The organism is Lentzea sp. NPDC004789, from assembly GCF_053601075.1.
The window spans coordinates 19,308-45,178 of the sequence record NZ_JBSGBE010000001.1 but is presented as its reverse complement, the minus strand read 5'-3'; the positions used below and the strand labels follow the sequence as shown (position 1 = coordinate 45,178).

The window sequence follows — 25,871 nt, the reverse complement described above, 5'->3', positions numbered from 1 at the left end:
CTCTCCGACCATGAGCACGGAGTACGCCCTGCCCGCCGAGGTGCCGAGCCCGGAGCGGCCGGATCCGCCGGGTGGACCGGTGGCGAAGTGGTTGCTCGAGGACCGGGTCGCACCGAGCGGTCCGGAGAGCCACGAGTCGCACGCCAAGCCGCACGCGTGGTGGAAGGTCATGACGCTGACCGGCGTCGACTACTTCTCGACCTTGTCGTACCTACCGGGTATCGCGGCACTGGCGGCGGGCTCGCTGTCGCCGCTCGCGACCCTGCTGATCGTCGCGCTGACGTTGCTCGGCATGCTGCCGATGTACCGCCGGGTGGCGAAGGAGAGCCCGCACGGGCAGGGCTCGGTGGCGATGCTGGAGGACCTGCTGCCGTTCTGGCGGGGCAAGATCTTCGTGCTGGTCCTGCTCGGGTTCGTGGCGACGTCGTGGATCATCACGATCACGCTGTCCGCGGCCGACGCCTCGGTGCACGCGCTGGAGAACCCGTACGTCCCCGAGTCGTTGCGCGGCCACGAGCTCGCGTTGACGATCGTGCTGCTGCTGATCCTCGGCGGGGTGTTCCTGCTGGGCTTCAGCGAGGCCGTGGGCGTCGCGATCCCGCTCGTGGTGGTGTTCCTCGCGCTGAACGCCGTCGTGGCCGTGGTGGGCATGGTGGACGTCTTCGCGACGCCGGACGCCCTTGATCGCTGGCTCGCGGCGCTCGGGCAGCAGGGCAACGGCGTCTTCGGCGTGATCGGCCCGGCGATCCTCGCGTTCCCGCTGCTCGTGCTGGGCCTGTCCGGTTTCGAGACGGGAGTCAGCATGATGCCGCTGGTCTCGGCCACCGGCAAGACGCCGGAGGAGGTCATGGCGAGCCGGGTGCGCAACACCCGGAAGCTGCTGACCACGGCCGCGCTGATCATGTCCGTGTACCTGATCGCGACGTCGTTCATCACGACCGTGCTGGTGCCGCAGGACAAGTTCGCGCAGGGCGGCCCGGCGAACGGCCGGGCGCTGGCCTACCTCGCCCACGAGCTGCTCGGCGAGGGGTTCGGCACCGCCTACGACATCTCCAGCATCCTGATCCTGTGGTTCGCCGGCGCGTCCGCGATGGCCGGCCTGATCAACATCGTGCCGCGCTACCTGCCCTCCTACGGCATGGCACCGGAATGGGGCCGCGCGGTCCGGCCGGTGGTGATCGTCTACACGCTCATCTGCATCATCATCACGATCATCTTCAACGCCGACGTCAACGCCCAGGCCGGCGCGTACGCCACCGGAATCCTGGCGATGATGGTGTCCGGCTCGTTCGCGGTGACGGTGTCGGCCTGGCGCAAGAAGCAGCGCGGTGCCGTGATCGGCTTCACCGTGCTGACGCTGATCCTGGTCTACGCGCTGGTGGAGAACGTGATCGAGAAGCCGGACGGCATCACGATCTCGGCGTTCTTCATCCTCGGCATCGTGGTGATCTCCCTGATCTCACGCATCTCGCGCACGACGGAGCTGCGCGTCGACAAGATCAAGTTCGACGAGAACGCCCGCCGGTTCATCACCGACACGATCGCCTTCGACAACCGGATCACGCTGATCGCGAACCGCCGCCAGCACGGTGACAAGGCGGAGTACGACGAGAAGGAGTCCGAGCAGCGCGGCATGAACCCGGTGCCCGGCACCGCGGACGTGATCTTCCTGGAGATCGACATCGTCGACCCGTCGTCGTTCAGCCACGTGCTGTGCGTGCAGGGCGTCGAGGTCGACGGCCACCGCGTGCTGCGCGCCTCCGCGCCGGCCGCGCCGAACGCGATCGCGGCGATCCTGCTGGCGTTGCGCGACTCCACCGGCGTGATCCCGCACGCGCACTTCGAGTGGTCGGAGGGAAACCCGCTGGGGCACCTCTTCCGCTACCTGATCCTCGGCCGCGGCGACACGCCTCCGGTCGTACGCGAGATCATCCGGTCGGCCGAGGCGGATCCGTCCCGACGGCCACGCGTGCACGTCAGTTAGCTGCCAGACTTCCCCCTGTACGTCCGACTACAGGGGGAAGGACGCCATGCATCGCAAGCTTCTGGTCTTCTTCGCTTCTCTCGCCGTGGTGGCAGCGGGCATCGCTCCCGCTGCCGCCACAGGGGAATCCGCCGTCCGGCCGGTGCGTTCGTGCGCCGATCTGGTGCGCACGTTCGACGTGCCGGACGCGCACACCCGGGTCACGTCGGCCGCGGTCGTCTCCGGTGCCACGGAGTTCTGCGACGTGCACGGCACGATCGAACCGAACATCGGTTTCCAGCTGAAGCTGCCCACCCGCGGCTACCAGGGCCGCTACCTCCAGTACGGCTGTGGCGGGTTCTGCGGCATCATCGCCGATCCGGCCTTCCCGGCCGGCTGCGGACCGGCGGTCGGTGACGCCGCGGTGGCCGCCACCGACGACGGTCACCAGTCCGCGCCACCCGGCTTCGACACGACCTGGGCCATTCACGACCAACAAGCCCGTGACGACTACTTCTTCCGCGCGCCCCATGCGTTGTCGAAGGTGTCGAAGGCGGTCATCAAAGCGTTCTACGGCAAGGCGCCTGCTCGGTCCTACTTCGGCGGTTGCTCCAACGGCGGCCGCGAGGGACTGCTGCTGGCCCAGCGCTATCCGCACGACTTCGACGGCATCATCGCGGGCGCACCAGGTGCCTACATCGGCGCGCTGGTCGGCTACGAGGCGTGGATCGCGCGCAACAGCATCCCGAACGACAAGATCCTCGTGCTGCACAGCGCGGTGATCTCCGCGTGCGACGGTCTGGACGGCCTGGTGGACGGTCAGATCGACGATCCGCGGCTGTGCAGGTTCGATCCGGGAACGCTTGCGGGCCAGCTCACCGACGACGAGATCGCGCGCGTTCGCCGGCTCTACGCGGGACCGTCCGACCACGGTGTGCGGCTCTACCCCGGTGGCCAGCCGTACGGTTCGGAGATCTCGTGGACGTTCTGGCAGAACCCGTCGCCGGAGCTCGGCCGGGGAATCGCCGCCGAGCTCGCGGACAACGCGTTGAAGCACCTGGCTTATCCGATCGGACAACCGCACTCGTCATTGGCGGACTTCGAGTTCACCCTGCGCGAGTTCCGCCGCCTGGTTCCGGAGACGGTGAAGGCGAACGCGCTGTCGCTCGACCTGAGCGAGTTCCGGCGCGCGGGTGGCAAGCTCATCATCTGGCACGGTGCGAGCGACCAGGGCATCCCGTTCGAGGGCACGCTCGACTACTGGCAGCGCCTGACCGGCGGGCGTCCCCAGGACTGGGCCCGCTTGTTCGTGGTGCCGTCCATGTGGCACTGCAGCGGTGGCGACACGCTGACCGAGTTCGACCCGTTCCGCTCGCTGGTCTCGTGGGTGGAGGGTGGTCACGCGCCCTACCGCTTGACCGCCACCGGCAAGGACCGTGACGGCAAGGTCCTGCGCACTCGCCCGGTGTTCCCGTATCCGTTGCGCGCCAAGTACACCGGATCGGGTTCCGTGGACGACGCGGCGAACTTCGTCGCGGCACCGGGGTTCGGCTTCTCCGACCGGATCCGGTGGGCCGGTGAGGATCTGTACTACCGGCCCGGACCCGTCGCGCCCTGACGGAACTTCTGCACGGCAGCGGTGATGGCCCGGTCCATGCTGTTGCCTTCCATGATGAGGTGGCCGGCGTCGTTCAGGATGACCAGTTCGGCGTCGGGCCACCTCTTCGCCACCTCCCACGCGGTGTGCAACGGCCCGCCGAAGTCGTTGCGGCCGTGGATGAGCACACCGGGGATGCCCTTGAGCCGATGCAGGTTGTCGAAGATGTACGTCGGCTCCAGGAAGCAGTCGTTGCCCCAGTAGTGCGTGACCGTCCGTGCCATCTGGTAGCGCATCAGCGGGTCCTCGTACCGGGTGCCCGTGAAGTCGTTGTCGCCACCGGTGATCGTGGACAGGTCCCACTTGTTCCAGTCCCAGGCGGCTTTCTCGCGCGTGTGCTGGTCCGGTGAGTTGAGGAGCCTGTTGTAGGCGAGAGCCAGGTTGCCCTCACGGTCTTCCTCGGGAACGCCGTTCTGGAAGGCCTCGAAGTAGTCGGGGAAGAACATCCCAAGGCCGCGGGTGATCCACTCGATCTCCACCGGGCGGCCGGTGGTGACCGCGGGGATGATGATCTCGCTGACGCGCTCCGGGTGCTGGACGGCGTAGGCGAGGATCAGGGTCGAGCCCCAGGAACCGCCGATCAGCAACCACTTGTCGATGCCGAGGTGTTCGCGGAGCTTCTCGGCGTCGTCGATCAGGTGCTGGGTGGTGTTGTGCACCATGCTGGTCGCCGGATCACTCGCCGGTGGGGTGCTCCGGCCACAGCCTCGTTGGTCCCAGAGGATCAGGTTCCAGTGGTCGGGGTCGAAGTCCTCGCGCCAGCGCGGGTTCGAGCCGGAGCCCGGCCCGCCGTGGAAGACCACGGCGGGTTTGCCGTCCGGGTTGCCGCTCGCCTCCCAGTGGATCCGCTGGTCGTCGCCGACGTCGAGCATGCCCTGGGCGTAGGGCTCCACCTGTGGGTACATGGTGGGAGCGTATTGGGCTCCGTCACGCCTTTTTCTTGGCCGCGATCTGGTCGATGACCTCGGACTGGGAGACGACGATCTTGCCGGCCAGCGCCTTCGAGCCCACGTGCACGCCCTTGGTCTGGGCGTCCTTCGCCATGTCGACGCCGCTGCGCAGGTGGCGGGAGAGGGCGGCGAGGAAGAGGTCGTCGAACTGCTTGCCCTGGGCGGCCTTCAGGGAGTCGAAGTCCTTCACGGTCATCATGCCGGCCATCTTGTGGGTGGCGGCGGCGTCGTCACCGGGGACCTGGATGTTCCAGGAGCGCAGGTAGGTGGCCATCTGCTCGATCTCGCCCGCTTCGGCGGTGGAGATCTTGTCGGCCACGTTGACGACGAACTCGTCCTTGGACTTCTCCAGGGCCATCTTGGAGATCTCGATGGTCTGCCGGTGGTGGGGGATCATCATCAGCGAGAACTTCGCGTCGTCGTCGTTGGCCGCCGGTTGGCCGGAGCTGCTGCCCCCGGACATCGAACAGCCCGTCAGTGCCAGTAGTCCCAGCAACAGGATGAGCAGACGCGCACGCATGAAGGCCTCCCGGTTCGGTTCCCTGTGTGGGCATACGGGTGGCCGATGTGTCCGGTTCAGCGGAACTTCCGCAACCTAAGCGTTCAGGTCCGCCAGTGCGCTGACCACGCCGGACACCACGTCCGGGTGGCCCAGCGGGAGCGGTGCCGGGAGGTGGCCGGGGTGGCTGCGGAGCACCACGCGGGCGAACGGTTCGTCGACGTCCACCTCGGGGTCGATCAGCAGGACCGATCGGACCAGGTCCGAGTGGCCGCGGACCAGGTCGACCACGTCGGCCGCGACCGGGCCGCTGGTGACCACGTCGAGGACGGTCGAGGTGTCGTCGCGGTGCCTCGTCAGCACCTTGTCCACTGTGGACTTCCACGACGGGGCGGCCGGTACGCGCAGCCACACGATCCGCATGCGGTCTGCCAGTGGCCGCCAGGTCGCGGGGATCTCGTCGTGTGACGCCTCGCCGGCTGGATCGATCACGAGCACGGTGGACGTGCTGAGCCGGCCGTCGGCCACGACGCCGGGGCCGGTCGCCCTGGCGGGCTCGGTGAAGTCGCGCATGCGCCCGGTTACCCGGTCGGGACGAATACCACTCCGAATGGTGGCGATAAGACCAGTTGCGCACGTGGACTTGTTGGCGGACAGCGGTTCGAGGTCCACGGCCGGTGATTGCTTGACCACTTTCCGAGCGCAGGTTTATGGTCTAGACCACACCGAAACTGGATCGGCGAGCGATCTGGATCGCTCCCGGTTCCCACCCCTGCCACGGGGTCCACCCCGCCTGGGAACGATCCAAGGAGTTCGGACGATGAAACTCACCCGAAAAGCGGCGCTGGTCATGGCCGCCGTCCCCGCAATCGTGTTCATCACGCCGGTCGGCTCGGCCAGCGCGCACGGTTACGTGTCGTCGCCGCCCAGCAGGCAGGCGCAGTGCGCTTCCGGAGCGGTGCAGAACTGCGGTGGTCCCCAGTGGGAGCCGCAGAGCGCCGAAGGCCTGAAGGGTCAGACGACCTGCGCCGGTGACCGCCAGGACTTCAAGACCGTGCTGGACAACGACGGCCTGCCGTGGCAGGTGACCAACACCGGCACCAGCCTGACGCTGACCTGGACGTTCACCGCCCGCCACCGCACGCGTGACTACGAGTACTACATCGGCGGCACGCGCGTGGGCTTCGTCGACGGCGGCAACGCGGCGCCGGTCGACCCGGTGCGGCACACCATCAACCTGAGCGGGTTCTCCGGCCGCCAGAAGCTCCGCGCGATCTGGAACATCGCCGACACGGCGAACGCGTTCTACAACTGCATCGACATCAACATCGGTGGCACCGGCGGCAACCCGACCCCGCCGCCGACCACTACCACCACGACGGCACCGCCGGTCGGTGGCACGTGGGCGCCGAACACCTACTACGCGGTGGGCGCGACGGTGACCTACGGCGGATCGAGCTACCGGTGCCGGCAGGCGCACACCTCGCTGACCGGCTGGGAACCGCCGAACGCGGCGTCGCTGTGGGAGAAGATCTGATCCGATGAAGCGCCTGGTGATCGCGGTCGCGGTCCTGGCGCTGGCGGGGTGCGGCGGAGAGGCGATCGTGCCGGAGGGCCAGTCGGTCCACGGGCACGGCGCCACCTCCGCCGCACCACCCGTACCCGCCGCCAGTGCGAGGTTCAACGACGCGGACGTGACGTTCGTGCAGATGATGGTCGACCACCTGCAGCTCGGCATCAGCCTCTCCCAGCTGGCGATGGCGAAGGCCACCAAGCAGGAGGCGAAGGATCTCGCGGGAGCGATCAACACGACGCAACGCGAGGAGCTCACCATGCTGAAGTCGTGGCTGAAGCTCTGGGGCAGACCGGAGGGCGGCGGCGCGAACCTGCACGCCGCGCACGGCGGCCAGCCGTTGCTCGACGACAAGGTCATCGACGCCACGTTGGACAAGAGCGGAGCGGAGTTCGACCTCACGTTCCTCAACCTGATGGCCGGGCACCAGGGAGCCGCGGTCGAGATGGCGCTGACGGAGAAGAAGGACGGCTCGAACCCGGAGACCGTCGCCTACGCGGAGCGCGTGGCCACCTCCAGACAGGGCCAGATCGCGCAGATGCTGAAGGCCATCAGCGAACCGTAGGCGTTCGGTCAGCGGCCCGGCGTTCCCTTCCCGGCATGGACGTTTTGATCTCGGGAGCGGGCATCGCCGGGCCCGCGCTCGCCCACTGGCTGGCACGTTTCGGCTGCTCGCCCACGGTCGTGGAGCGGGCACCGTCGTTGCGGCCCGGCGGTCGGGCCGTGGACTTCCGCGGCGAGGCGCACCTGTCCGTGCTCCGGCGGATGGGCGTGCTCGACGCCGTGCTGGCAGCGCAGACCTCACCGCGTGACATGGTGTTCCGCGACCCCGACGGACGCGAACGGGCGCGGCTGCCCGCGTCGTTCACCGGAGGGGAGGTGGAGATCCGCCGCGGTGACCTGTCCCGGCTGCTGTACGAGGCGAGCGCCGCCGAGGCCGAGTACGTGTTCGGCGACTGGATCACCTCGCTGCACGACGACGGCGCCGGTGTCGACGTCACCTTCGCGCGCGGGCCGTCGCGCCGGTTCGACTTCGTGATCGGCGCGGACGGCATGCGGTCCGGCGTGCGGCGGCTGGTCTTCCCCGGCTACCGGCCCAGGTTCCAGGGCTACTACTTCGCGATCTGGGACGCCGACGGCGACGACCGCGACCTGACCTGCACACCGGGCGCGGTGACCGCACCGGGGTGGCTGATGTACAGGTCGTCGGTGCCGCCGGAGCTGATGCCGTTCGAGCTGATCTCGTCCGGCGTCTACTTCGACTCGATCAGCCAGGTGCGGATGCCGGCCGTGAGCTCCGGCCGGGTCACGCTGATCGGTGACGCCGGGTACGGATCCACGCTGGGCGGCATGGGAACCGGGCTCGCGGTCGTCTCGGCCTACGTGCTGGCGGGGGAGATGGCGGCGGGAGGGAACGCGTTCGCGAGGTACGAGGCCCTGATCGGACCGTACGCGCGCGGCTGTCAGGGCAATCCGGGCCCGTTCCTCGCGCCCGCGACCCGGCTCGGGATGTGGGCGCGGGACCGGATGTTCGGACTGCTGCCGAAGATGCCGACGGTCGCCCGGATGGACATGAGGGCGGCCACCGCGATCAAGCTTCCCGACTACGCACCAGTTCGCTGAACAGCTCCTCCACCTGCAGCATGGCCGCCTTGTGCATCCACCCGAACCCGAGCTCCTGCCGCGCCTCCCGCAGCAGCTGCTCGGCGCGCACGAGATCGCCCCGCCGCTGGGCGATCTTGGCCAGGCCCGCGTTCGCGAGCGCCCGAGTCGCGGCCAGGCCCGCCTGCGTCGCCATCGCCAGCGCCTGCAGGTAGTCGCGCTCGGCCTCGTCCACCACGTCGAGGTCGAGCAACCGGTCGGCGCGCCGCCCGCGCAGCTCGGCGAGCTCCTCCTCGGCGCCCAGCTCGCCGACCGCGCGCAGGGCCTCGTCGGTCAGGGCGAGGGCCTCGTGCGGGTCCTCGGTCAGGTTGGCCAGCACGTCCATGACCTGGGCCGCGCCCCAGCGTTCGCCCAGGTCCTGGAACTGCCGCAGCGCCGAGCGGGCCTGGGCGATCGCCTTCGCCCGGTCGCCGGTCGCGGCCCAGCCGGTGTAGGAGTTGCTGAAGCCGAGCAGCCCCTGGATCCACGGGTCCTGGCTGCTCTCGACCTCGTCCTGCAGTCGCGTGCGCGGCGCGCCGGGGTCCGGTGGACCGCTGAGCATCGCCCACGCGATGAGCACGAACGGCTGCTTGATCGGACCGCTCAGGCCCTCCAGCACGTTCTGCACGCGTTCCGGAGCGGCCAGGGCGAGCAGGATCGCGTACTCCTCTGTGGACTGCTCCGGCACGCGGGTGAGGAGTTTCCGCGCCGCGCCTTGGACTTCCGTGCGGCTGCCCTTCACGTACCAGTACCACGACAGCGCCGAGACCAGCTGCAACGCCAGGTCCTGGTCGTGCTCGGTGGCCCACTCGATCGCCTGCAGGAAGTTCGCGTGCTCCGCGGTCAGCCGCGCGAACCACCGCACCTGGTCGTGCCGGCGCAGCTCGGGATCCGCCCGCCGGGCGAGGGCGAGGAAGTACGCGGCGTGCTCGGCGTCCGCCCGCCCGTGCCGCGAGCAGAACTCGCGGATGGTCTCCAGCATGCGGTAGCGGCCGTCGACGGCCTCCACCAACGACTTGTCCACCAGCGCTTCCAGCACTTCGAGGTCGTGCCCGCAGACCTGTTCGACGGCCTCCAGCGTCGCGCCGCCGCTGAACGTCGCGAGCGCCGCCGCCAGGTCGCGTTCGTCCGCGTCGAGCAGGTCCCAGCTCCACTCCACGACGGCGCGCAGCGTCTGGTGGCGTGGTGCCGCGGCGCGGTTTCCCTTGGTGAGCAAGCGAAAGCGGTCGTCGAGCCGCGACGAGATCTCCTCGGCGGTCAACGTCCGGGTGCGTGCCGCCGCGAGCTCGATGGCGAGCGGCAGGCCGTCCAGCTCGCGGCAGATGTCGACGGTGTGCCGGTCCTGCACGAACGCCGGGTTCACCAGCCGGGCGCGGTCGACGAACAACGCCACGCTCTGCTCCGGCTGCAAGGGTGGCACCGGGCACAGCGTCTCGCCGGTGATCCCCAACGGTTCCCGGCTCGTCGCCAGAATGCGCAACGAGGGGCACGTGCTGAGCAGGTGCTGCGCCAGCTGGGCCGCCTGGACGATCACGTGCTCGCAGTTGTCGAGGATCAGCAACGCGTCGCGCTCGCGCAACGCCAGTGTGAGCCGGTCCTCCGGCGCCAGCACGGTTTCCTTGAGCCCCAACGCCTGCAGCGTCGCCGCCGGCACGTCCTTCACCGGCGCCAGATCGACGAAGATCGCCCCGGGACCGGCGCTCTGCAGCGCGAGCCGGGTCTTGCCCGCGCCGCCGGGCCCGGTCAGGGTGACCAGCCGCGACGTCAGCGAGGCGAGCCGCCGCAGTTCCTCCTGCCTGCCGACGAAGCTCGTGAGCTGCGCGGGCAACTCCCGGTGGGTCTGCCCGCGCAGGATCTGCAGGTGGATCGCGCGCAGTTCCGGCGACGGATCCGCGCCGAGCTCCTCGGCCAGCAACGCCCGCGCGTCCTCGAAGGCCTGCAACGCCTCGGCCTGCCGTCCCTGCTGGTGCAGCGCCTGCATCAGGTAGCCGCGCAGGCGTTCGTCCAACGGGTGCCGCGCGACGAGGTCGGAGATCTCCTGCACGTCGGCCTTGCCGAGCCGGATGCGCGCGGCGATCAGCGCGTTCGTGGCGGCGGACCGCTGCTGCTCCAGGCGAGTCGCGTGGTCCGGCGCGTCGACGTCGGCGAGCGCGGGACCGCGCCACAGCTGAAGTGCCTCGGACAAAAGGGATTCCGCACCCTGCGGATCACCGTGTTCCAGCGCCCGCTGGCCCTCCGCGGCCAGCTCCGCGAACCGGTGCGCGTCGACGTGCGCGGCCTCCAGCGCCAGCCGGTAGCCGGCCGGGTGGAACTCGATCAGCGAGGCGTCCCCGAGTGCCCTGCGCAGCCGGGAAACCTGTCCCTGCAACGCATTGGCGGCGTCCGAGGGCGGTTCGGAGCCGTAGAGCCCGTCGATCAACCGGTCGAGCGGGACGATGTCACCCACCCGCAGCGCCAGCAACGCCAGCAGGGTGCGCGGCCGCGGGCCACCCACCGAGACCTTGCCGTCCGGGGAATGCGCCTCAACGGGGCCGAGAATGCCGACGTGCACGGTGTCAGCGTACGAACCGGCCGGGGCTCGTACCCAGGACACGGCGAAAATGGCGCGTGAGGTGCGACTGGTCGTGGAACCCGGCCAGCACCGCGGCCTCCGCCGCCGGCCGTCCCTCCACCAGGTACCCGCGCGCGAGATCCACCCGCCGCCCGGTCAGGTACTGGTGCGGCGGCAGCCCGAAGCGCCTGCTGAACGCCCGCACCAGGTGCGTCGGGCTCGTCTGCAGTTCCTGCGCGGCCGCGTTCAACGTCATCCCGCCGGGCAGCGACGCGTCGAGCAGCTGCCGCAACCGGTCCGCCAGCGTGGGATCCGCGTGGACGACCGGCGCGGTGCGCGCGAAGTGGTGGGTGAGGCGTTCGATGATCAACGCCAGCCGGCTCGCCGCCTCGAACGGCTCGTCCAGCGCGAGGTGCAGCTGATGCACGCGTTGCTTCAGCAGCGGGTCGACCAGCATCGGCGTGTCCACGGCCTTGCCGATCAGCTCGCCCGGCAGCACCGAACCGTCCAGGTACAGCACGCGCTTGCGGAATCCGGTCGGGTGGGCGGACCTTCCGTCGTGCGGCACGTGCGGCGGCAACAGCGTGACGCCGCTGACCAGCGCGCCGCGCTCGTGCCGGTCCAGTTCGTAGCGCACAGCACCCGTGTCGAGCAGCATCAACGTCCACGCGTCGTGCGTGTGTGCGGGGTAGACGTGCGTGGTGAAAGAGGCGTGGAAGACCTCCTTCACGCCCGGTACTGCCGGCCGCCAGGCCGAGCCTTGCTGGCTCACCATGTTGTTCTGGTTACTCGTTCCAGGCACAGCTTCCACGCGGCGACACCCATGTCAAGAACGTACAAGACGCCACCACCGGACGGCCGCAATCGTGAGACCCATGTTCGACACCAAGATCGCTGTGCTGCTGCGGGACGACCTGGCCGGCTGGCAGGCGCTGAACGTCACCGCCTTCCTCGTCAGCGGCCTGCCCGACGAGCTCCGCGGCAAGCCGTACGTGGACGCCGACGACGTGCACTACCTCCCGATGTTCGGCCAGCCCGTGGTGGTCCTTCAGGGCGACCAGAACCTGCTCAAGAAGGCCCACGAGCGCGCACTCAACCGCAACCAGCCGATGGCCATCTTCACCGCCGACCTGTTCGCGACCGGCAACGACGACGACAACCGCGCGGCCGTGCGCAAGGTCCACACCCAGGACCTGGACCTGGTCGGAATCGCCGTGCACGGCCAGAAGAACGCCGTCGACAAAATCTTCAAGGGCGCGCGCATGCATCCGTGATCTACTTCGAACCATGCTGTTCGAGGAGTCCAGGCCGCGGCTGGAAGCGATCGCCTACCGGCTGCTGGGGTCGGCGGCCGACGCGGAGGACGCGGTGCAGGACACCTACCTGCGCTGGCAGGCCGCCGATCACGCGCTCATCGAGACGCCGGAGGCCTGGCTGACGAAGGTGCTCACCAACATCTGCCTCAACCGGCTCACCTCGGCGCGGGCCAGGCGCGAGACCTACGTCGGGCAGTGGCTGCCGGAACCGGTCTTCGCGGGCGACCGGATGCTCGGTCCCGCTGAGACCGTCGAGCAGCGCGAATCGGTCTCGATCGCGATGCTGACCCTGATGGAACGGCTCTCGCCCAACGAACGGGTCGTCTACGTGCTGCGCGAGGCGTTCGGGTACGCGCACGGCGAGATCGCCGAGGTCCTCGACCTCACCGAAACGAACGTGCAGCAGATCTACCGGCGCGCCAAGCAGCACCTCGCCACCGGCAGGACCCGCGTGGAGGTGGACGCGGCCGGCGCGCGCAAGATCGTCGAGGAGTTCCTCGCGGCGGCGCTCAGCGGCAACACCGACTCGTTGGTGAAGCTGCTCGCCGACGACGCGATGGGGGTGGGCGACGCCGGCGGTGTGTTCTTCAGCCTGCCGAAGCCGATCACCGGTGCGCTGCGGGTGGCGAGGTTCCTCCGCACGCTGTTCACCCCCGACGAGGCCAAGCGGGCGCTGGCCGGTGGTCACCTCGCGCTGTTCGCCGCGGTCGCCAACGGTGTGCCCGCGCTGGTGCTGCAGGCCGGTGATCGGGTCTTCGGCGTCATGGCGCTGGAGGTCACCACGGAGGGCATCACTTCGGTCCTCCTGCAGGTCAACCCCGCCAAGCTCGACCGCGCCAACCGCGAGTGGGCCGCGGCCGACCGCGGGGAGCCGCTCGTCGAGAGCTGGTGACGCAGCTCACAGGACGGTCCTGTCAGGTTTCGCGGCGCTGTCCGGTTCAGGAGGCGATCACGAACCAGATCGGCAACGAACCAGACAGGAGCGAAACCATGAAGCACCGCATCGTCGTTCTCGGGGCCGGATACGCCGGAGCCAACGCGGCCGGTCGCCTCGCCCGGCGGCTGCACCCGTCCGGCACCGAGATCACGCTCGTCAACGCCGACCCGGAGTTCGTCGAACGCATCCGCCTGCACCAGCTGGCGGCCGGCCAGGACCTGAAGGTCCGCAGGCTGACCGACGTCTTCGCGGGCACCGGCGTGCACGTCCGGCTCGCGCGCGTCACCGCGGTCGACGCCGAACGCAAGACCGTCACCACGGACTGCGGCGACATCGCCTACGACACCCTCGTGTACGCGCTCGGCAGTGCCGCCCGCGGTGTCCCGGAGCACGCCTACGACATCGCCTCAAAGCAGTCGGCGCAACGGTTGCGTGCACGACTCGCCGCTCTCGGTGCGGGTGCGACCGTGCTCGTCGTCGGTGGTGGCCTCACGGGCATCGAGGCGGCCACCGAGATCGCCGAAGCCCGGCCGGACCTGCGCGTGTCGCTCGCTGCACGCGGTTCGCTCGGCGATTGGCTGAGCGAGAAGGCGCAGCAGCACCTGCGCCAGGTGTTCGACCGGCTCGGCATCACTGTGCACGAGCACACCGACGGCGGCACGATCGACGCCGACGTCACCGTGTGGACCACCGGGTTTGCCGTCCACCCCATCGCCGCGGCCACCACCTTGCAGGTCACGGAGACGGGCCAGATCGTCGTCGACGACACGATGCGGTCGGTCTCTCACCCGGACGTGTACGCCGTCGGTGACGCCGCGTTCGCGCCCGGTGGGAGCGGCAAGGCGTTGCGGATGTCGTGCGCGTCTGGCGTGCCGACGGCCTACCTCGCGGCCGATGCCATCGCTGCGCGCCTGACCGGTCGTGAGGTCCCGCGGAACAAGATCGGTTACAACGGCCAGTGCATCAGCCTCGGCCGCAACGACGCCCTCATGCAGTGGGTGACTCCCGACGACCAGCCCAAGCCGTCCGCTCTCACCGGCAAGGCCGCCGTCCGTCTCAAGGAGCTGATCTGCAAGGCGGCGGCCTGGAGCGTTGAACACCCGACGCTGATGCTGCCGGCTCGGCGCCGGCAGGTCACCGTGGCCAGCGAGGTGCTCGAAACCGCGCTCTAATGCTGAGCGTGATCAAGCTGCTCCGGATGGCCGTGTTCCTGCTGGTCCTTTCGGCAGAGGTGTACCTGGTGGTGGCGTTGGGGGAGCGGTTCCGCCTCGTCAACCACTTCGGCTACTTCACCGTGCTGTCGAACGTCTTCGCGGCGGTGGTGGCGCTGCTGGGCGTTTTCGGCCCGGTCTCCGGGCAGATCAGGGGCGCGGCCGTGCTCTACATGACCACCACGGGCATCGTCTACGCACTGCTGCTGCGGGGCATCGACGTGCAGACACCCGCCTACGCGAACTGGGTGCTGCACGTCGTCGCACCGGTCCTCGTGGTCGTGGAATGGCTCATCGCGCCCGAGAAGACGACGAGAGCGTGGATCTGGCTGTCCTTCCCGCTGGTCTACCTGACGTACACGCTGGTCCGGGGCCCGATCGCGGGCTGGTACCCGTACCCGTTCCTCGACCCGCGCCCGCACGGGTACGGCGACGTGCTCCTGACCTGCGTGTTCGTCGCGGTGGTCATCGCCGCGCTGGCCTACGTGGTGTCGTGGACCGGCACGAAATTGGCCCAAAGAAGCAACGCGGTCTTGTCCCACGACTAGGGCCAATCGACGCCATACGGTCTAAGGCATGACCAGGCGACTCGCGTACGCGCAGCTGACGAACTCGATCGGTGACGGCGGGTTCCTCGTCGTTTCGGCGTTGTACTTCACCCAGATCGTCGGCCTGAGCGCGGCACGGGTCGGCCTCGCGCTGACCCTCGCGTGGGGCGTCGGAGCGGTCGCGGGCGTGGCACTGGGCCACGTCGCCGACCGGCTCGGCCCGCGCACCACGGCCGTCGTGCTGGCCGCCGCGACGGCGACGAGCATCTCGATCCTGCTGTTCACCCGGAGCTTCGCGGCGTTCGTGCTGGTCATGTGCCTGTACGCGAGCTTCCAGAGTGGACTGCAGGCGTCCAGGCAGGCCCTGCTCGCCGGCCTCACGACCCCCGAGGAACGGACGCGGGCCCGCGCGCGGATCCAGTCGACGGCCAACGCGGGCATCGCGATCGGCGCGGCGATGGGCGGCCTCGCGCTGCACCTGGGCACCGAAGCCGCCTACACGGCCGTGTTCGTGCTCGACGCGCTCAGCTTCCTCGCCGCCGCGGTGATCCTGAGCACGCTGCCGGAGACCGTGATGACCCGCGCCAAGGGCAGGTTCGACGTGCTGAAGGACCGCCCGTACGCGCTGATCACGTTGATCAACGCGGTGATGCTGCTCTACATGCCCTTGCTGAGCCTGATCATTCCACTGTGGATCGTCCAGCGGACGCAGGCGCCGACGTGGCTCGCGGCCGCGCTGCTGGTGCTCAACACCGGCGCGGTCGTGCTGTTCCAGGTGAAGATCGCCCGCCGCGCCACCGACCTCGGCAGCGCGTCGAAGCTCGTCCGCCACGCCGGGGTGGTCCTGCTCGCGTCCTGCGCGGTGTTCGCGGTGACGGCGTTCAGCCTCGGCGCCTGGCAGGGCGCCGCGATGCTGATCGTGGCCGCCGCACTGCAGGTGCTCGGCGAGATGATGCTCGCCTCCGGCGCGTGGGAGATCAGCTTCTCCCTCGCGCCCGCCGACCGGCAGGGTCAGTACCAGGGCTTCTTCGCCACCGGCACGGCCGTCGCCCGCATGGTCGGCCCCGCGCTGCTGACCACTGTGGTGCTCGGCTGGGGCTCGCTCGGCTGGCTGCTGGTCGGCGGGCTCTTCGTCGTGGCCGGCTACGCGATGGGACCGGCGGTGCGCTGGGCCCGCGAGAAGAACTCCACCAGCACCGGTGCCACCGCCGACGACTTGAGCATGTGCGTCTGACCGGGTAGCTCCTGGTACTCCACGTCCCCGAGCACCTCCGCGGCGTTCCTCATCGTGTTGCGGAGGTACTCGGGGCTCTTGCCGCCGTTCATGACGAGCGTCGGCACCTTGATGTGCCAGCGGTCCGCCGGCAACGGCTCGCCGCGGCCGTCGTCACCGAGGATGCGCAGGTCCCACGGCAGCGTGTGGGCGACCGGCTTGAGCTTCTTCCACACCGGGGTCAGCTTCATGACCGCGAGGCCGATGCCGGGCACGCCGACCATCTTCATGAACATCGTCAGCGCGGCGGAACGCTCACCGCGCGCGATGAGACCGTCCATCGTGGCCACGACGTCGGCGGGCCGCGGGGTGTACGTGTCGTCCACGACCATCGGCAGCTCGTAGACCGCGAGCCTGGTGATCGACGGCAGCCTCGTCGCCGCGTCGAGCGCCAGCACCGCGCCGGAGGACTGGCCGAACACGAACGCGCTGCCGCCGGCTTCCCCGATCAGCGCGGCGATGTCCTCGATCTCGCGCTCGACCGACCACGGCGTCGCACCGTCACCGGTCGCGCCGCGACCGCGCCGGTCGTAGGTGTAGACGGTGAAGTTCTTGTCCAGCACGGACGCCAGCTCGGTGGACGGGCCGAACACGCGGTGGCACATCGCACCGTCCACGAGGATCAGCGCGGGCCCGGAACCGGTGATCGAGTACGCGATCTCGGTGCCGTCGGCGGAGGTGGTGAAGCGCGTCATGCCTGCTCTCCCAGGGTGGTGTCGAGGAAGACCTGCCAGTCCTGTTCGGACTCGTCGCCCTCGAAGACGTTGTGCGCGGCGATGAACGGGCCGAAGAACCCGCGCATGAAGCGGTACAGGCCCCGGTCGGTGCGCAGGGCGAGGGTGTGGGCGTTGCGGTGGAACTCGACGGCGTCCGGGAGCCTCACGGCGATCGCGTCGTCGAGCTTCTTCCAGGCCTCGTCCCAGTCGCTGATCACCGGCCCGAAGACCGTGATCGGCCGGGCCGTGCGGCCGGGGAAGTGCGTCAGGTACTCCCTGAGCGTGCTGACGAACAGCGCGCCACCGAGCTGCATCGCCTCGAACTCGTCGGCCCAGTCGTCGCCGGGCAGGAAGCCGCTCGTGACCATCCGCAGCACGGTGCTGCCGTGCTCGCGGCCCTCGACCAGGAACTCGTAGGCGACGAACCGGCCGTCAGGTGCCTTGCCGCTGTCGTACGCGAAGTGGCGGCCCGGCTCCGCCGCGGTGATCTCGCTGGTCGGCCGGTAGTCGCCGAAGGCCATCTTGACCTGGCCGTTCGCGACCTCGTTGCGGCCCATGTACCAGGAGTCGATGCCGGGCCCCGTCGCGATGGCCGTCCAGACCTCCTCGACGGACGCCGGCACCTCGATCTCGTCGGTGCTCTCGAACGCGTGGCCCATCAGCTCTCCTCCTGGCTCGGGTGGATGCTCTCATCCTCGTACCGACAACTCCAGTAGTCAAGACAGCGAAGCTAGTCTTGACAAAAAAAGTTGTCGGTGGTTCGGTTCTCGCCGTCACCCGTTGGAGGAGGAAGTCATGTCCCGCATCGCATGTGGCGTCGTCGCCGGCCCGCTCTACCTGGTCGTCGGGTACGCCCAGGCCCTCACCCGCGAAGGTTTCGACCTGACGCGGCACCCGTTCAGCATGCTCAGCCTGGGCTCGCTCGGCTGGATCCAGGTCGCGAACTTCATCGCGAGCGGCGCGTTGTTCGTCATCGCCGCCACGGGCATGGCCAGGTTCTCGAAGTGGGGAGCGCGTCTGATCGGCCTGATGGGCGTGGGGATGATCCTGGGCGGGGTGTTCACCGCCGACCCGGCGCTCGGTTTCCCGGCGGGCACACCGGACACCGTCCCGGACTCGATCTCGTGGCACGGCGTGCTGCACGCGGTGGCGTTCGGTCTCGCCATGATCGGCTGGATCGGCGCCTGCTTCGTGTTCGCGCGTAGGCTCGGGGGATGGCTGGCGGTGATGAGCGGCCTGACGGGCCTGCTGCTGATGGTGCCGATGGCGTTCCTGGGCAACCCGTCCGGAACCGTGCTGCTCTACGTCGTGGCGACGATCGGCTGGCTGTGGACGTCGGCCGTGTCCCTGAAGCTGAGCCGGCCTGCCTTCTCGAACTGATCTGCCCCGACTGCGGGCGCGTCACCACCGACCAGCACGCGCCCGGCTGTCAGACGTGCGCGCCGAGCTGAAGAGCGTGCGCCTTGCTGATGTCGTAGGAGACCCCGCAGAACGTGCACTGCAGCCCGTACCGGCTGCTGATGGTGAACAGCGGGATGAAGAAGATCGTGGGCTTGGTGCGGCGGCGGAACAGGTGGTGCGCCGCCTGGTTGTGGCAGTGCCCGCACACCAGCGACAGCATGCGCAGCTGGTCGATCGTCGTCCGCCAGCCGAAGAGGATCAGCATGTGCACTCCCGGGGTCTGTTGACTCTTTGACGCGCTGCCGGTGATTCTCGTTGCGCCCGGGTGGGTAACCGGCACGGCATGAGCGACGTGCAGGACGAGCTGCTGCGGACGCTGACCAAAGTCGCCAACGCCCTGCGCAGCGCGGAGATCCCCTTCGCGTTGACGGGCGGGTGTGCGGGCTATGCGCGCGGCGGACCGGCGAGTGAACACGACGTCGACCTCCTGGTCCGCGAGCAGGACGCGACGGAGGCCGTGCGGGTGCTGGTGCGGCGTGGACTGAGGGCCGCGGAGCCACCGGAGGACTGGCTGCTGAAGGTCTACGACGGCGACTCGCTGGTGGATCTGCTGTTCCGGCCCAACGAACGCCCGGTCACCGACGAGACGCTGGCCATGGCGGAGGAGATGCCGGTCGGGTCGGTGATGCTGCCGGTGATGCCGGCGACGTTCGTGCTGACCAGCAAGCTGCTGGTGCTGGACGGGCATCGCTGCGACTTCAGCGAGCTGCTGCCGTTCGCGCGCGCCCTCAGAGAGCAGATCGACTGGGAACAGGTGCGCGAGGACACCAAGCACTCGCCGTACGCCGAAGCGTTCCTGGTGCTCATCGAACGCCTGGAGATCATCGGGAGGGGCAATGGAATCCGAGCAGTACCTCGCGGCAAACCTGCGTAGGGCGGTGGCGGAGGACCCCAGAACGGCCGAGCTCGGCGTGCGGATCACCGTGCGCGGCGGTCACGTGATGCTCTCCGGTGACGTGGCGTGCGAGGAACGGCGTGCGCTGGTGGAAGAGGTCCTGCACGAGGCGGCGCCCGAGTTGAAGATCCTCAACGACGTGCGGGTGACGCCGGCGGGCGAGCCGCAAGGTGAGGAGGACCTGCGATGATCCGCGTCGCCGCCGTCGGGGACATCCACCTCGGCGAGGACATGCGCGGCCACCTCCGTCCCGCGCTGGAGAAGGTCGGCGATCACGCGGACATCCTGCTGCTGGCCGGCGACCTGACCCGGCACGGCACGGTCGAGGAGGCCGCCGTGGTCGCCGACGAGTTCGCGGACCTGCCGGTGCCCGTGGTCGCCGTGCTGGGCAACCACGACCACCACGACGACAAGCCGCTGGAGGTCGCGAAAACCCTGGAGGACAAGGGCATCAACGTGCTGGAGGGCACGACGTTCACCCATCGGGCGAACGGGTGCTCGATCGGCATCGCGGGGGTCAAGGGGTTCGGCGGCGGGTTCGCCGGCAAGTGCGGGAGCGCGTTCGGCGAGCGCGAGATGAAGGCGTTCATCCAGCACACCTGCGACATCGCGGAGACCCTGAAGGGCGCGCTGTCCGAACTGGACACCGACATCAAGGTCGCGCTCACCCACTACGCGCCGGTGCCCGACACGTTGCGCGGTGAGCCGCCGGAGATCTACCCGTTCCTCGGCTCGTACCTGCTCGGTGAGGCGATCGACGCCACCGGCACGCAGCTCGCCGTGCACGGCCACGCGCACTTCGGCACCGAACAGGGCATGACGCCGGGCGGGGTGCGGGTCCGCAACGTCGCGCAGCCGATCATCCGCTCCGCCTACACGGTGTACGTGCTGGAAGGGAACTCCTCATGACCGTCGGCGACTTCATCGTCCAACGCCTGCGCGACTGGGGTGTGAAGCAGGTGTTCGCGTATCCCGGCGACGGCATCAACGGGATCGTGGCCGCGTTCGGCAAGGCGGACAACGACCCGGCGTTCATCCAGACCCGGCACGAGGAGATGGCCGCGTTCGCCGCGGTGGGCTACGCGAAGTTCAGCGACGACGTCGGCGTGTGCCTCGCGACGTCCGGCCCCGGCGCCATCCACCTGCTCAACGGCCTGTACGACGCGAAGCTCGACCACGTGCCGGTCGTCGCGATCGTCGGCCAGACCGCGCGCAGCGCACAGGGCGGCAGCTACCAGCAGGAGGTCGACCTGCACTCGCTGTTCCGCGACGTGGCCTCGTACCTGGTCGACGTCACCGTGCCGGAGCAGCTGCCGAACGCGCTGGACCGGGCGATGCGCACGGCCCAGGCCGACCGCGCACCGGCCGTGCTGATCATCCCGAACGACGTGCAGGAGCAGGACTACGAGCCGCCCAAGCACGAGTTCAAGTACATCCCGTCGAGCCCGCCGTCCCGGCCGTCGTCCTGCGTCGTGCCGGCCAACGACGAGGTGCGGCGCGCGGCCGAGGTGCTCAACAGCGGCGAGAAGGTCGCGATCCTCATCGGCCAGGGCGCTCGCGGCGCGGCCGCGGAGGTGCGCGAGGTCGCCGAGATGCTCGGCGCGGGCGTCGCGAAGGCGTTGCTGGGCAAGGACGTGCTGCCCGACGACCTGCCGTTCGTGACCGGCTCGATCGGACTGCTGGGCACCCGGCCCTCGTACGAGCTGATGCGCGACTGCGACCGGTTGCTGATCGTCGGCTCGAACTTCCCGTACTCGCAGTTCCTGCCGCAGTACGGCAAGGCGCGCGGCGTGCAGATCGACGTCGACGGCCGCGCGATCGGCATGCGCTACCCGACCGAGGTCAACCTCGTCGGTGACGCGCGGGAGACGCTGCGATCGCTGATCCCGTTGCTGGAGCGCAAGACCGACCGCTCGTGGCGGCACACGATCGAGAAGAACGTCGAGCGCTGGTGGGAGGTCGTGGAACGGCAGGCTGAGGTGCCCGCCGACCCGGTCAACCCGATGCGGATCGTCTCGGAGCTGTCGAAACGCCTGCCCGCCAACGCGATCGTCACCGCGGACTCCGGTTCCGCGACCAACTGGTACGCCCGGCTGCTGAAGATCCACGGCAACGTGCGGTCGTCGCTGTCCGGCACGCTGGCGACGATGGGCTGCGCGGTCCCGTACGCGCTGGGCGCCGCCTTCGCTCAACCGCAACGCCCGTTGATCGCACTGGTCGGTGACGGCGCCATGCAGATGAACGGCATGGCGGAGTTGTTGACGTTCAAGCGTTATGGCATCCGATGTGTCGTGTGCGTGTTCCACAACAACGACCTCAACCAGGTCACGTGGGAGCTGCGCGCGATGGGCGGCGCACCCAAGTTCGAGGAGTCGCAAACGCTTCCGGACGTGTCGTACGCGGCCTACGCGCGCTCGATCGGCCTGCAGGGCATCGAGGTCGACGCACCGGACCAGCTCGGCCCCGCCTGGGAGACCGCGCTGGCGTCGGACGGCACCGTCGTGCTCGACGTGCGCTGCGACCCGAACGTGCCGCCGATTCCGCCGCACGCGACGTTCGACCAGATCAAGGACATGACCGAAGCGGTGCTGCGCGGCGACCCCGACGCGTGGGACGTCCTGCGCCGCGGCCTGCAGACCAAGATCCAGGAGCTCCTCCCGTGAAACTCGGCTACTTCCTGTCCTCAGAAGAACACGGTCCGCGCGACCTGGTCCGGCACGCGCGCCTGGCCGACGAACACGGCTTCGAAGCGCTGTGGATCTCCGACCACTACCACCCGTGGAACGACGAGCAGGGCCAGTCGCCGTTCGTGTGGGGCACGATCGGCGCGTTGTCGGAGACCGTGTCGCTGCCCATCACGACCGCTGTGACCTGCCCGATCGTTCGCATCCACCCGGCGGTCATCGCCCAGGCCGCGGCCACCGCCGCGGTGCAGTGCGAGGGCCGGTTCGTGCTCGGCGTGGGCAGCGGCGAGGCGCTGAACGAGCACGTGCTGGGTGATCACTGGCCGTCCGCCGACGTGCGGCTGGAGATGCTGGAGGAGGCGATCGGCCTCATCCGCACGCTGCACCAGGGCGACGAGGTCACCCACCACGGCAAGCACTACACCGTCGAGAACGCCCGCATCTACACCGCGCCCGAACGACCGGTGCCGATCTACGTGTCGGCGTTCGGTCCCAAGGCGGTCAAGGTCGCGGCCCGCTGCGGCGACGGCTACATCTGCGTCGGCCCGTCCGGGGACCTGGTGCAGCAGTACCGCGCCGAGGGCGGCCGCGGCCCGGCGCAGAGCGGGCTCAAGGTCTGCTACGCCGAGTCCGAAGAGGACGCCGTGCGGACCGCGCACCGGTTGTGGCCCAACGACGGCCTGCCCGGCGAACTGGCCCAGGTGCTGCCCACGCCCAAGCACTTCGAGCAGGCCTCGGAGCTCGTGACGCCGGAGATGATCGGGTCGGCGATCCCGTGCGGCCCCGACCCGGAGCGGTACGCGGCCAAGGTGAAGGAGTTCGCCGACGCAGGGTTCGACGAGCTGTACGTGCAGCAGATCGGTTCGAACCAGCGGGAGTTCTTCGAGTTCTGGGCCAAGGAAGTGGTTCCGCTGCTGGAGGTTTAGCCGCGTTCGCGCAGGGCATCCGGGTCCTATGAGGAGGTTCCTGCGCGAACACAGCCTGACGCTCGGTTTCGGAGGACTGTTCCTCGCGGCGCTGGTCGGTCAGTTCTTCGCCGGCCACGCCGACTACAACGAGCGTCAGGCTGCGCTGGGCCAGCCGCTGCTGTCCCTGGGGCAGTACCTGTTCTCCGCCGACTTCATCGCCGACGTCGCGGAGAACTGGCAGTCCGAGTACCTGCAGTTCTTCCTGTACGTCACCGCCACCGTCTGGCTGATCCAGCGCGGTTCACCCGAGTCGAAGCCCGCGGACAAGGCAGGTCTCGACACCGACGAGAACCAGCAGCTCGGCCGGCACACCACCGAGGACTCGCCGAAGTGGGCACGCGTCGGCGGCTGGCGGACGACGTTCTACTCGACATCGCTCGGTGTGGCGATGCTGGTGCTGTTCCTCTTCTCGTGGTCGACGCAGTGGGTCGCCGGCTGGTACGCCAACAACTCCGACCCGCTGGCCGAGAAGATGGGGCTGTTCGAGTACTTCCTGAGCTCGGACTTCTGGAACCGGTCGCTGCAGAACTGGCAGTCCGAGTTCCTCGCCATCGCCTCGATGGCCATTCTCAGCGTCTACCTGCGCCAGCGCGGCTCGCCCGAGTCGAAACCGGTCGGTGCCTCGCACGACGTGAGCGACAGGTCCGGATGAGAAAGCGCGGCGGAACCGTTGTCCCGCCACGCTTTCACCAAGGCAGCGCGACCACCTTCTCGGGTCGTCACCGCCGCCTTACGCGAGGATCTCGCCGACCGTGCCGGCACCCACGGTCCGGCCGCCCTCGCGAATCGCGAACCCCAGCCCGGTGTCCATCGCCACCGGCTTGCCCAGCTCCACCGCCACCTCGACGGTGTCGCCCGGCAGGGCCAGCGCGCCGTCCAGCAGCTCGACCACGCCGACGACGTCGCCGGTGCGGAAGTGGAACTGCGGCCGGTAGTTCGAGACGATCCCGGTGTGCCGGCCGCCCTCCGCGGCCGACAGCAGGTACACCGACGCGCGGAACCGGGTGTGCGGCGCCACGCTGCCCGGCAGGGCCAGCACCTGGCCGCGCCGGACCTCGCCGCGCTTGACCCCGCGCAGCAGCACCGCGGCGTTGTCTCCCGCCTGGGCCTGCTGCATCGGCTTGCCGAACGTCTCGATGCCCGTGGCGACGCTCGACACGGCCGCGCCGAGACCGACCACCTCGACCGCGTCGCCGAGGCCGAGCACGCCGCGCTCCACCGCCCCGGTCACGACGGTGCCGCGACCGGTGATGGTCAGGACGTTCTCGATCGGCATCAGGAACGGCCCGGTCAGGTCGCGTTGCGGCACCGGCACGTGCTCGTCCACGGCCTCCAGCAGCCGCACGATCGACCGCGTCCACTCCGGGTCGCCCTGGAGCGCGCGCAGGCCGGACACCCGGACCACCGGCGTGGCGTCGCCGTCGAAGCCGTACCTGGACAGCAGGTCGCGGATCTCCAGCTCCACCAGGTCGAGCAGCTCCGGGTCGTGCACCGCGTCGGCCTTGTTCAGCGCCACCACCACGTATGGCACGCCCACCCGCCGCGCCAGCACCACGTGCTCACGCGTCTGCGGCATCGTGCCGTCCTCCGCGGACACCACGAGGATCGCGCCGTCCAGCTGCGCCGCACCCGTGATCATGTTCTTCACGTAGTCGGCGTGGCCGGGCATGTCGACGTGCGCGTAGTGACGCGTGGACGTCTCGTACTCGACGTGCGCGATGTTGATCGTGATGCCGCGGGCGAGCTCCTCCGGCGCGCGGTCGATGCGGTCGAACGCGGTGAAGGTGGTGCCCGACGGGTCCAGTTCGGACAGAACCTTGGTGATGGCGGCCGTCAGCGTGGTCTTGCCGTGGTCGACGTGGCCCATGGTGCCGATGTTGAGGTGCGGCTTGGCGCGCACGAACTCCTGCTTCATTTCCCTTGTCCTCGTAGCTGGCAGAGCTCAGAACCGTGGACCGCTACGACCCTCCTCCAGCGGTCCTGAAGGAGCGGACTGGAGAAGGGTCAGAGTCGGGCGCCGGCCGGCTGTGCCGAGGCAACGGCGAGCGCGCCCGCAGGAACACCTGCGAACGTGTTGTGCTCAGCCGTCAGGAACATGCGCCGATCATGACAGGGCTAAAGATCCGCTGTCACGTGGTTTTCCGCGAGCCGGATCAACGCCCGTGCGGCCGGGCTGTGCGGTCCCTCGGTGCGCCACGCGAACGAGAGCCGGCTTCGCGGCGACGGATCGGTGATCCGCACCGCGTGCAGGTCGGCGGCCATCGACTGGGCGAGGATCGCCGGCCCGAGCCCGCGCTGCGCCAGCGTGATCACCATCGGCGGCGCGGAGGCCTCCAGTGCGATCCGCGGCTGCCGCCCGCCGCAGGCCGCGTCCAGCGCCCCGCGCAGGCCGGTGCCCGGTGGCAGGCAGATCAACCCGCGCTCCAGCAGCTCGTCCAGCGGCACGGACTCCCTGCCGTACCAGGGATCCGCCGCGGACACCGCCGCCACGAGCGGTTCGTCGGCCAGCACCCGCACCGACAACCCGTCCGGCGCCGGTCCGGCGTACCCGACGAGGGCGAAGTCCAGCTGACCGTCCAAAAGGGATGCGATCAGCACGTCGGAGTTGGCCTCCGCCAACGTGATCTCCACGCCGGGGTGCAGCTCGTGGAACGACGACAGCAGCTCGGGCAGGTCCATGATCCCGCACGACACGACCATGCCGACTCGCACGGCACCGCGCACCAGCCCGGCCATCTCCTCGACGGTCCGGCGGGCCGACTCCACCGACCGCAGCGCCGCCCGTGCGAGCGGCAGCACGGCCGCCCCGACGTCGGTCAGCGTCACGGTGCGCCCCGACCGGTCCAGCAGGTCGTGCCCGAGCTCCCGCTCCAGCCGCCGGATCTGCGCGCTCACCCCGGGCTGCGCGACGTGCACCCGTTCCGCGGCTCGCGTGAACGAGGCCTCCTCCACGACCGCGACGAAGTACTCCAGCTGCCGAAGCTCCATAACCAACGATTATAGCCATGAACACAACTAGATCTTGGAC

At 69.4% G+C, this 25,871-nt stretch carries 27 protein-coding genes; 17 read left to right on the top strand and 10 right to left on the bottom strand.

The features are described 5' to 3' along the window. The first annotated feature begins 10 nt into the window (after positions 1 to 10). Together ACWEIJ_RS00225 and ACWEIJ_RS00220 are read left to right on the top strand one after the other, a co-directional pair. The gene (locus ACWEIJ_RS00225; protein WP_449835020.1) at positions 11 to 1,984 is read left to right on the top strand and encodes an amino acid transporter; all 1,974 of its coding nucleotides are present in this window, start codon (positions 11 to 13) and stop codon (positions 1,982 to 1,984) included. A 46-nt stretch (positions 1,985 to 2,030) separates the two neighbouring features. Continuing rightward, positions 2,031 to 3,581, top strand: coding sequence for a tannase/feruloyl esterase family alpha/beta hydrolase (locus ACWEIJ_RS00220; RefSeq protein WP_449835019.1), 1,551 nt, complete (start codon positions 2,031 to 2,033; stop codon positions 3,579 to 3,581). Here ACWEIJ_RS00220 and pip read toward each other — a convergent pair. The 3 genes from pip to ACWEIJ_RS00205 form a co-directional block, all read right to left on the bottom strand. Next, positions 3,554 to 4,525: a prolyl aminopeptidase gene (gene pip / locus ACWEIJ_RS00215; RefSeq protein WP_449835018.1), complete on the bottom strand. Its 972-nt coding sequence runs from the start codon at positions 4,523 to 4,525 to the stop codon at positions 3,554 to 3,556. The genes ACWEIJ_RS00220 and pip overlap by 28 nt on opposite strands. 22 nt (positions 4,526 to 4,547) lie before the next feature. Further along, entirely contained in the window at positions 4,548 to 5,090 is a 543-nt protein-coding gene (locus tag ACWEIJ_RS00210) for a DUF305 domain-containing protein (protein WP_449835017.1), read from the bottom strand. A 75-nt stretch (positions 5,091 to 5,165) separates the two neighbouring features. Continuing rightward, complete coding sequence (locus ACWEIJ_RS00205; RefSeq protein ID WP_449835016.1) at positions 5,166 to 5,642, bottom strand: hypothetical protein; 477 nt, start codon at positions 5,640 to 5,642, stop codon at positions 5,166 to 5,168. 247 nt (positions 5,643 to 5,889) lie between these two features. Here ACWEIJ_RS00205 and ACWEIJ_RS00200 point away from each other — a divergent pair, with 247 nt between their 5' ends. The 3 genes from ACWEIJ_RS00200 to ACWEIJ_RS00190 are packed head-to-tail and all read left to right on the top strand — an operon-like array spanning position 5,890 to position 8,265. Further along, on the top strand, positions 5,890 to 6,606 hold the full coding sequence (locus tag ACWEIJ_RS00200) for a lytic polysaccharide monooxygenase (RefSeq protein WP_449835015.1): 717 nt from the start codon (positions 5,890 to 5,892) through the stop codon (positions 6,604 to 6,606). 4 nt (positions 6,607 to 6,610) lie between these two features. Continuing rightward, entirely contained in the window at positions 6,611 to 7,207 is a 597-nt protein-coding gene (locus ACWEIJ_RS00195) for a DUF305 domain-containing protein (RefSeq protein ID WP_449835014.1), read from the top strand. A 35-nt stretch (positions 7,208 to 7,242) separates the two neighbouring features. Beyond that, positions 7,243 to 8,265, top strand: coding sequence for an FAD-dependent monooxygenase (locus ACWEIJ_RS00190; RefSeq protein WP_449835013.1), 1,023 nt, complete (start codon positions 7,243 to 7,245; stop codon positions 8,263 to 8,265). Here the strand turns inward: ACWEIJ_RS00190 and ACWEIJ_RS00185 are convergent. After that, positions 8,234 to 10,834, bottom strand: a complete 2,601-nt coding sequence (locus ACWEIJ_RS00185; RefSeq protein ID WP_449835012.1) for a BTAD domain-containing putative transcriptional regulator — start codon at positions 10,832 to 10,834, stop codon at positions 8,234 to 8,236. The genes ACWEIJ_RS00190 and ACWEIJ_RS00185 overlap by 32 nt on opposite strands. 4 nt (positions 10,835 to 10,838) lie before the next feature. Beyond that, positions 10,839 to 11,609, bottom strand: a complete 771-nt coding sequence (locus tag ACWEIJ_RS00180; RefSeq protein ID WP_449835011.1) for an AraC family transcriptional regulator — start codon at positions 11,607 to 11,609, stop codon at positions 10,839 to 10,841. Between the two features lie 100 nt (positions 11,610 to 11,709). Here ACWEIJ_RS00180 and ACWEIJ_RS00175 point away from each other — a divergent pair, with 100 nt between their 5' ends. From ACWEIJ_RS00175 to ACWEIJ_RS00155, 5 genes are all read left to right on the top strand, one after another. Then, positions 11,710 to 12,108 carry a DUF2000 family protein gene (locus ACWEIJ_RS00175; RefSeq protein ID WP_449835010.1) on the top strand — a complete coding sequence of 133 codons (399 nt, stop codon included), beginning with the start codon at positions 11,710 to 11,712 and terminating at the stop codon, positions 12,106 to 12,108. A gap of 13 nt (positions 12,109 to 12,121) precedes the next feature. Next, positions 12,122 to 13,042, top strand: a complete 921-nt coding sequence (gene sigJ, locus ACWEIJ_RS00170; protein ID WP_449835009.1) for an RNA polymerase sigma factor SigJ — start codon at positions 12,122 to 12,124, stop codon at positions 13,040 to 13,042. A 98-nt stretch (positions 13,043 to 13,140) separates the two neighbouring features. After that, positions 13,141 to 14,259: an NAD(P)/FAD-dependent oxidoreductase gene (locus tag ACWEIJ_RS00165; RefSeq protein ID WP_449835008.1), complete on the top strand. Its 1,119-nt coding sequence runs from the start codon at positions 13,141 to 13,143 to the stop codon at positions 14,257 to 14,259. Between the two features lie 8 nt (positions 14,260 to 14,267). Continuing rightward, entirely contained in the window at positions 14,268 to 14,846 is a 579-nt protein-coding gene (locus ACWEIJ_RS00160; RefSeq protein WP_449835007.1) for a Pr6Pr family membrane protein, read from the top strand. A gap of 28 nt (positions 14,847 to 14,874) precedes the next feature. Beyond that, positions 14,875 to 16,080, top strand: coding sequence for an MFS transporter (locus ACWEIJ_RS00155; protein WP_449835006.1), 1,206 nt, complete (start codon positions 14,875 to 14,877; stop codon positions 16,078 to 16,080). Here the strand turns inward: ACWEIJ_RS00155 and ACWEIJ_RS00150 are convergent. Continuing rightward, the gene (locus ACWEIJ_RS00150; RefSeq protein WP_449835005.1) at positions 15,990 to 16,814 is read right to left on the bottom strand and encodes an alpha/beta fold hydrolase; all 825 of its coding nucleotides are present in this window, start codon (positions 16,812 to 16,814) and stop codon (positions 15,990 to 15,992) included. The genes ACWEIJ_RS00155 and ACWEIJ_RS00150 overlap by 91 nt on opposite strands. Continuing rightward, on the bottom strand, positions 16,811 to 17,494 hold the full coding sequence (locus ACWEIJ_RS00145; protein WP_449835004.1) for an SRPBCC family protein: 684 nt from the start codon (positions 17,492 to 17,494) through the stop codon (positions 16,811 to 16,813). Before ACWEIJ_RS00145 ends, ACWEIJ_RS00150 begins: the two co-directional genes overlap by 4 nt. A 136-nt stretch (positions 17,495 to 17,630) precedes the next feature. Between ACWEIJ_RS00145 and ACWEIJ_RS00140 the strand changes: the two genes are divergently transcribed. Then, a complete protein-coding gene (locus tag ACWEIJ_RS00140; protein WP_449835003.1) occupies positions 17,631 to 18,215 on the top strand; it encodes a DUF998 domain-containing protein in 585 nt (194 codons plus the stop codon). Positions 18,216 to 18,264: 49 nt separating this feature from the next. Here ACWEIJ_RS00140 and ACWEIJ_RS00135 read toward each other — a convergent pair whose 3' ends face one another. Further along, positions 18,265 to 18,501: a zinc-ribbon domain-containing protein gene (locus ACWEIJ_RS00135; RefSeq protein ID WP_449835002.1), complete on the bottom strand. Its 237-nt coding sequence runs from the start codon at positions 18,499 to 18,501 to the stop codon at positions 18,265 to 18,267. Positions 18,502 to 18,579: 78 nt separating this feature from the next. On the opposite strand from ACWEIJ_RS00135, the gene ACWEIJ_RS00130 reads away from it, so the two are divergent. From ACWEIJ_RS00130 to ACWEIJ_RS00105, 6 genes are read left to right on the top strand one after another with little or no spacing between them, the layout of a single operon-like run. Further along, positions 18,580 to 19,170 carry a nucleotidyltransferase domain-containing protein gene (locus ACWEIJ_RS00130; RefSeq protein WP_449835001.1) on the top strand — a complete coding sequence of 197 codons (591 nt, stop codon included), beginning with the start codon at positions 18,580 to 18,582 and terminating at the stop codon, positions 19,168 to 19,170. Continuing rightward, a complete protein-coding gene (locus tag ACWEIJ_RS00125) occupies positions 19,133 to 19,381 on the top strand; it encodes a BON domain-containing protein (RefSeq protein WP_449835000.1) in 249 nt (82 codons plus the stop codon). The genes ACWEIJ_RS00130 and ACWEIJ_RS00125 overlap by 38 nt, the downstream gene beginning before the upstream one ends. Continuing rightward, complete coding sequence (locus ACWEIJ_RS00120) at positions 19,378 to 20,100, top strand: metallophosphoesterase family protein (RefSeq protein WP_449834999.1); 723 nt, start codon at positions 19,378 to 19,380, stop codon at positions 20,098 to 20,100. The genes ACWEIJ_RS00125 and ACWEIJ_RS00120 overlap by 4 nt, the downstream gene beginning before the upstream one ends. Next, positions 20,097 to 21,854, top strand: coding sequence for a thiamine pyrophosphate-requiring protein (locus tag ACWEIJ_RS00115; protein WP_449834998.1), 1,758 nt, complete (start codon positions 20,097 to 20,099; stop codon positions 21,852 to 21,854). The genes ACWEIJ_RS00120 and ACWEIJ_RS00115 overlap by 4 nt, the downstream gene beginning before the upstream one ends. Further along, complete coding sequence (locus ACWEIJ_RS00110) at positions 21,851 to 22,801, top strand: TIGR03557 family F420-dependent LLM class oxidoreductase (protein ID WP_449834997.1); 951 nt, start codon at positions 21,851 to 21,853, stop codon at positions 22,799 to 22,801. The genes ACWEIJ_RS00115 and ACWEIJ_RS00110 overlap by 4 nt, the downstream gene beginning before the upstream one ends. A gap of 28 nt (positions 22,802 to 22,829) precedes the next feature. Beyond that, positions 22,830 to 23,495: a DUF6766 family protein gene (locus tag ACWEIJ_RS00105; protein ID WP_449834996.1), complete on the top strand. Its 666-nt coding sequence runs from the start codon at positions 22,830 to 22,832 to the stop codon at positions 23,493 to 23,495. Positions 23,496 to 23,573: 78 nt separating this feature from the next. Here ACWEIJ_RS00105 and tuf read toward each other — a convergent pair whose 3' ends face one another. Together tuf and ACWEIJ_RS00095 are read right to left on the bottom strand one after the other, a co-directional pair. After that, positions 23,574 to 24,758: an elongation factor Tu gene (gene tuf / locus ACWEIJ_RS00100; protein ID WP_449834995.1), complete on the bottom strand. Its 1,185-nt coding sequence runs from the start codon at positions 24,756 to 24,758 to the stop codon at positions 23,574 to 23,576. A 200-nt stretch (positions 24,759 to 24,958) separates the two neighbouring features. Then, positions 24,959 to 25,831 (bottom strand): LysR family transcriptional regulator, encoded by an 873-nt coding sequence (locus ACWEIJ_RS00095; RefSeq protein WP_449834994.1) that lies wholly within the window; start codon positions 25,829 to 25,831, stop codon positions 24,959 to 24,961. Positions 25,832 to 25,871: the final 40 nt, after the last annotated feature.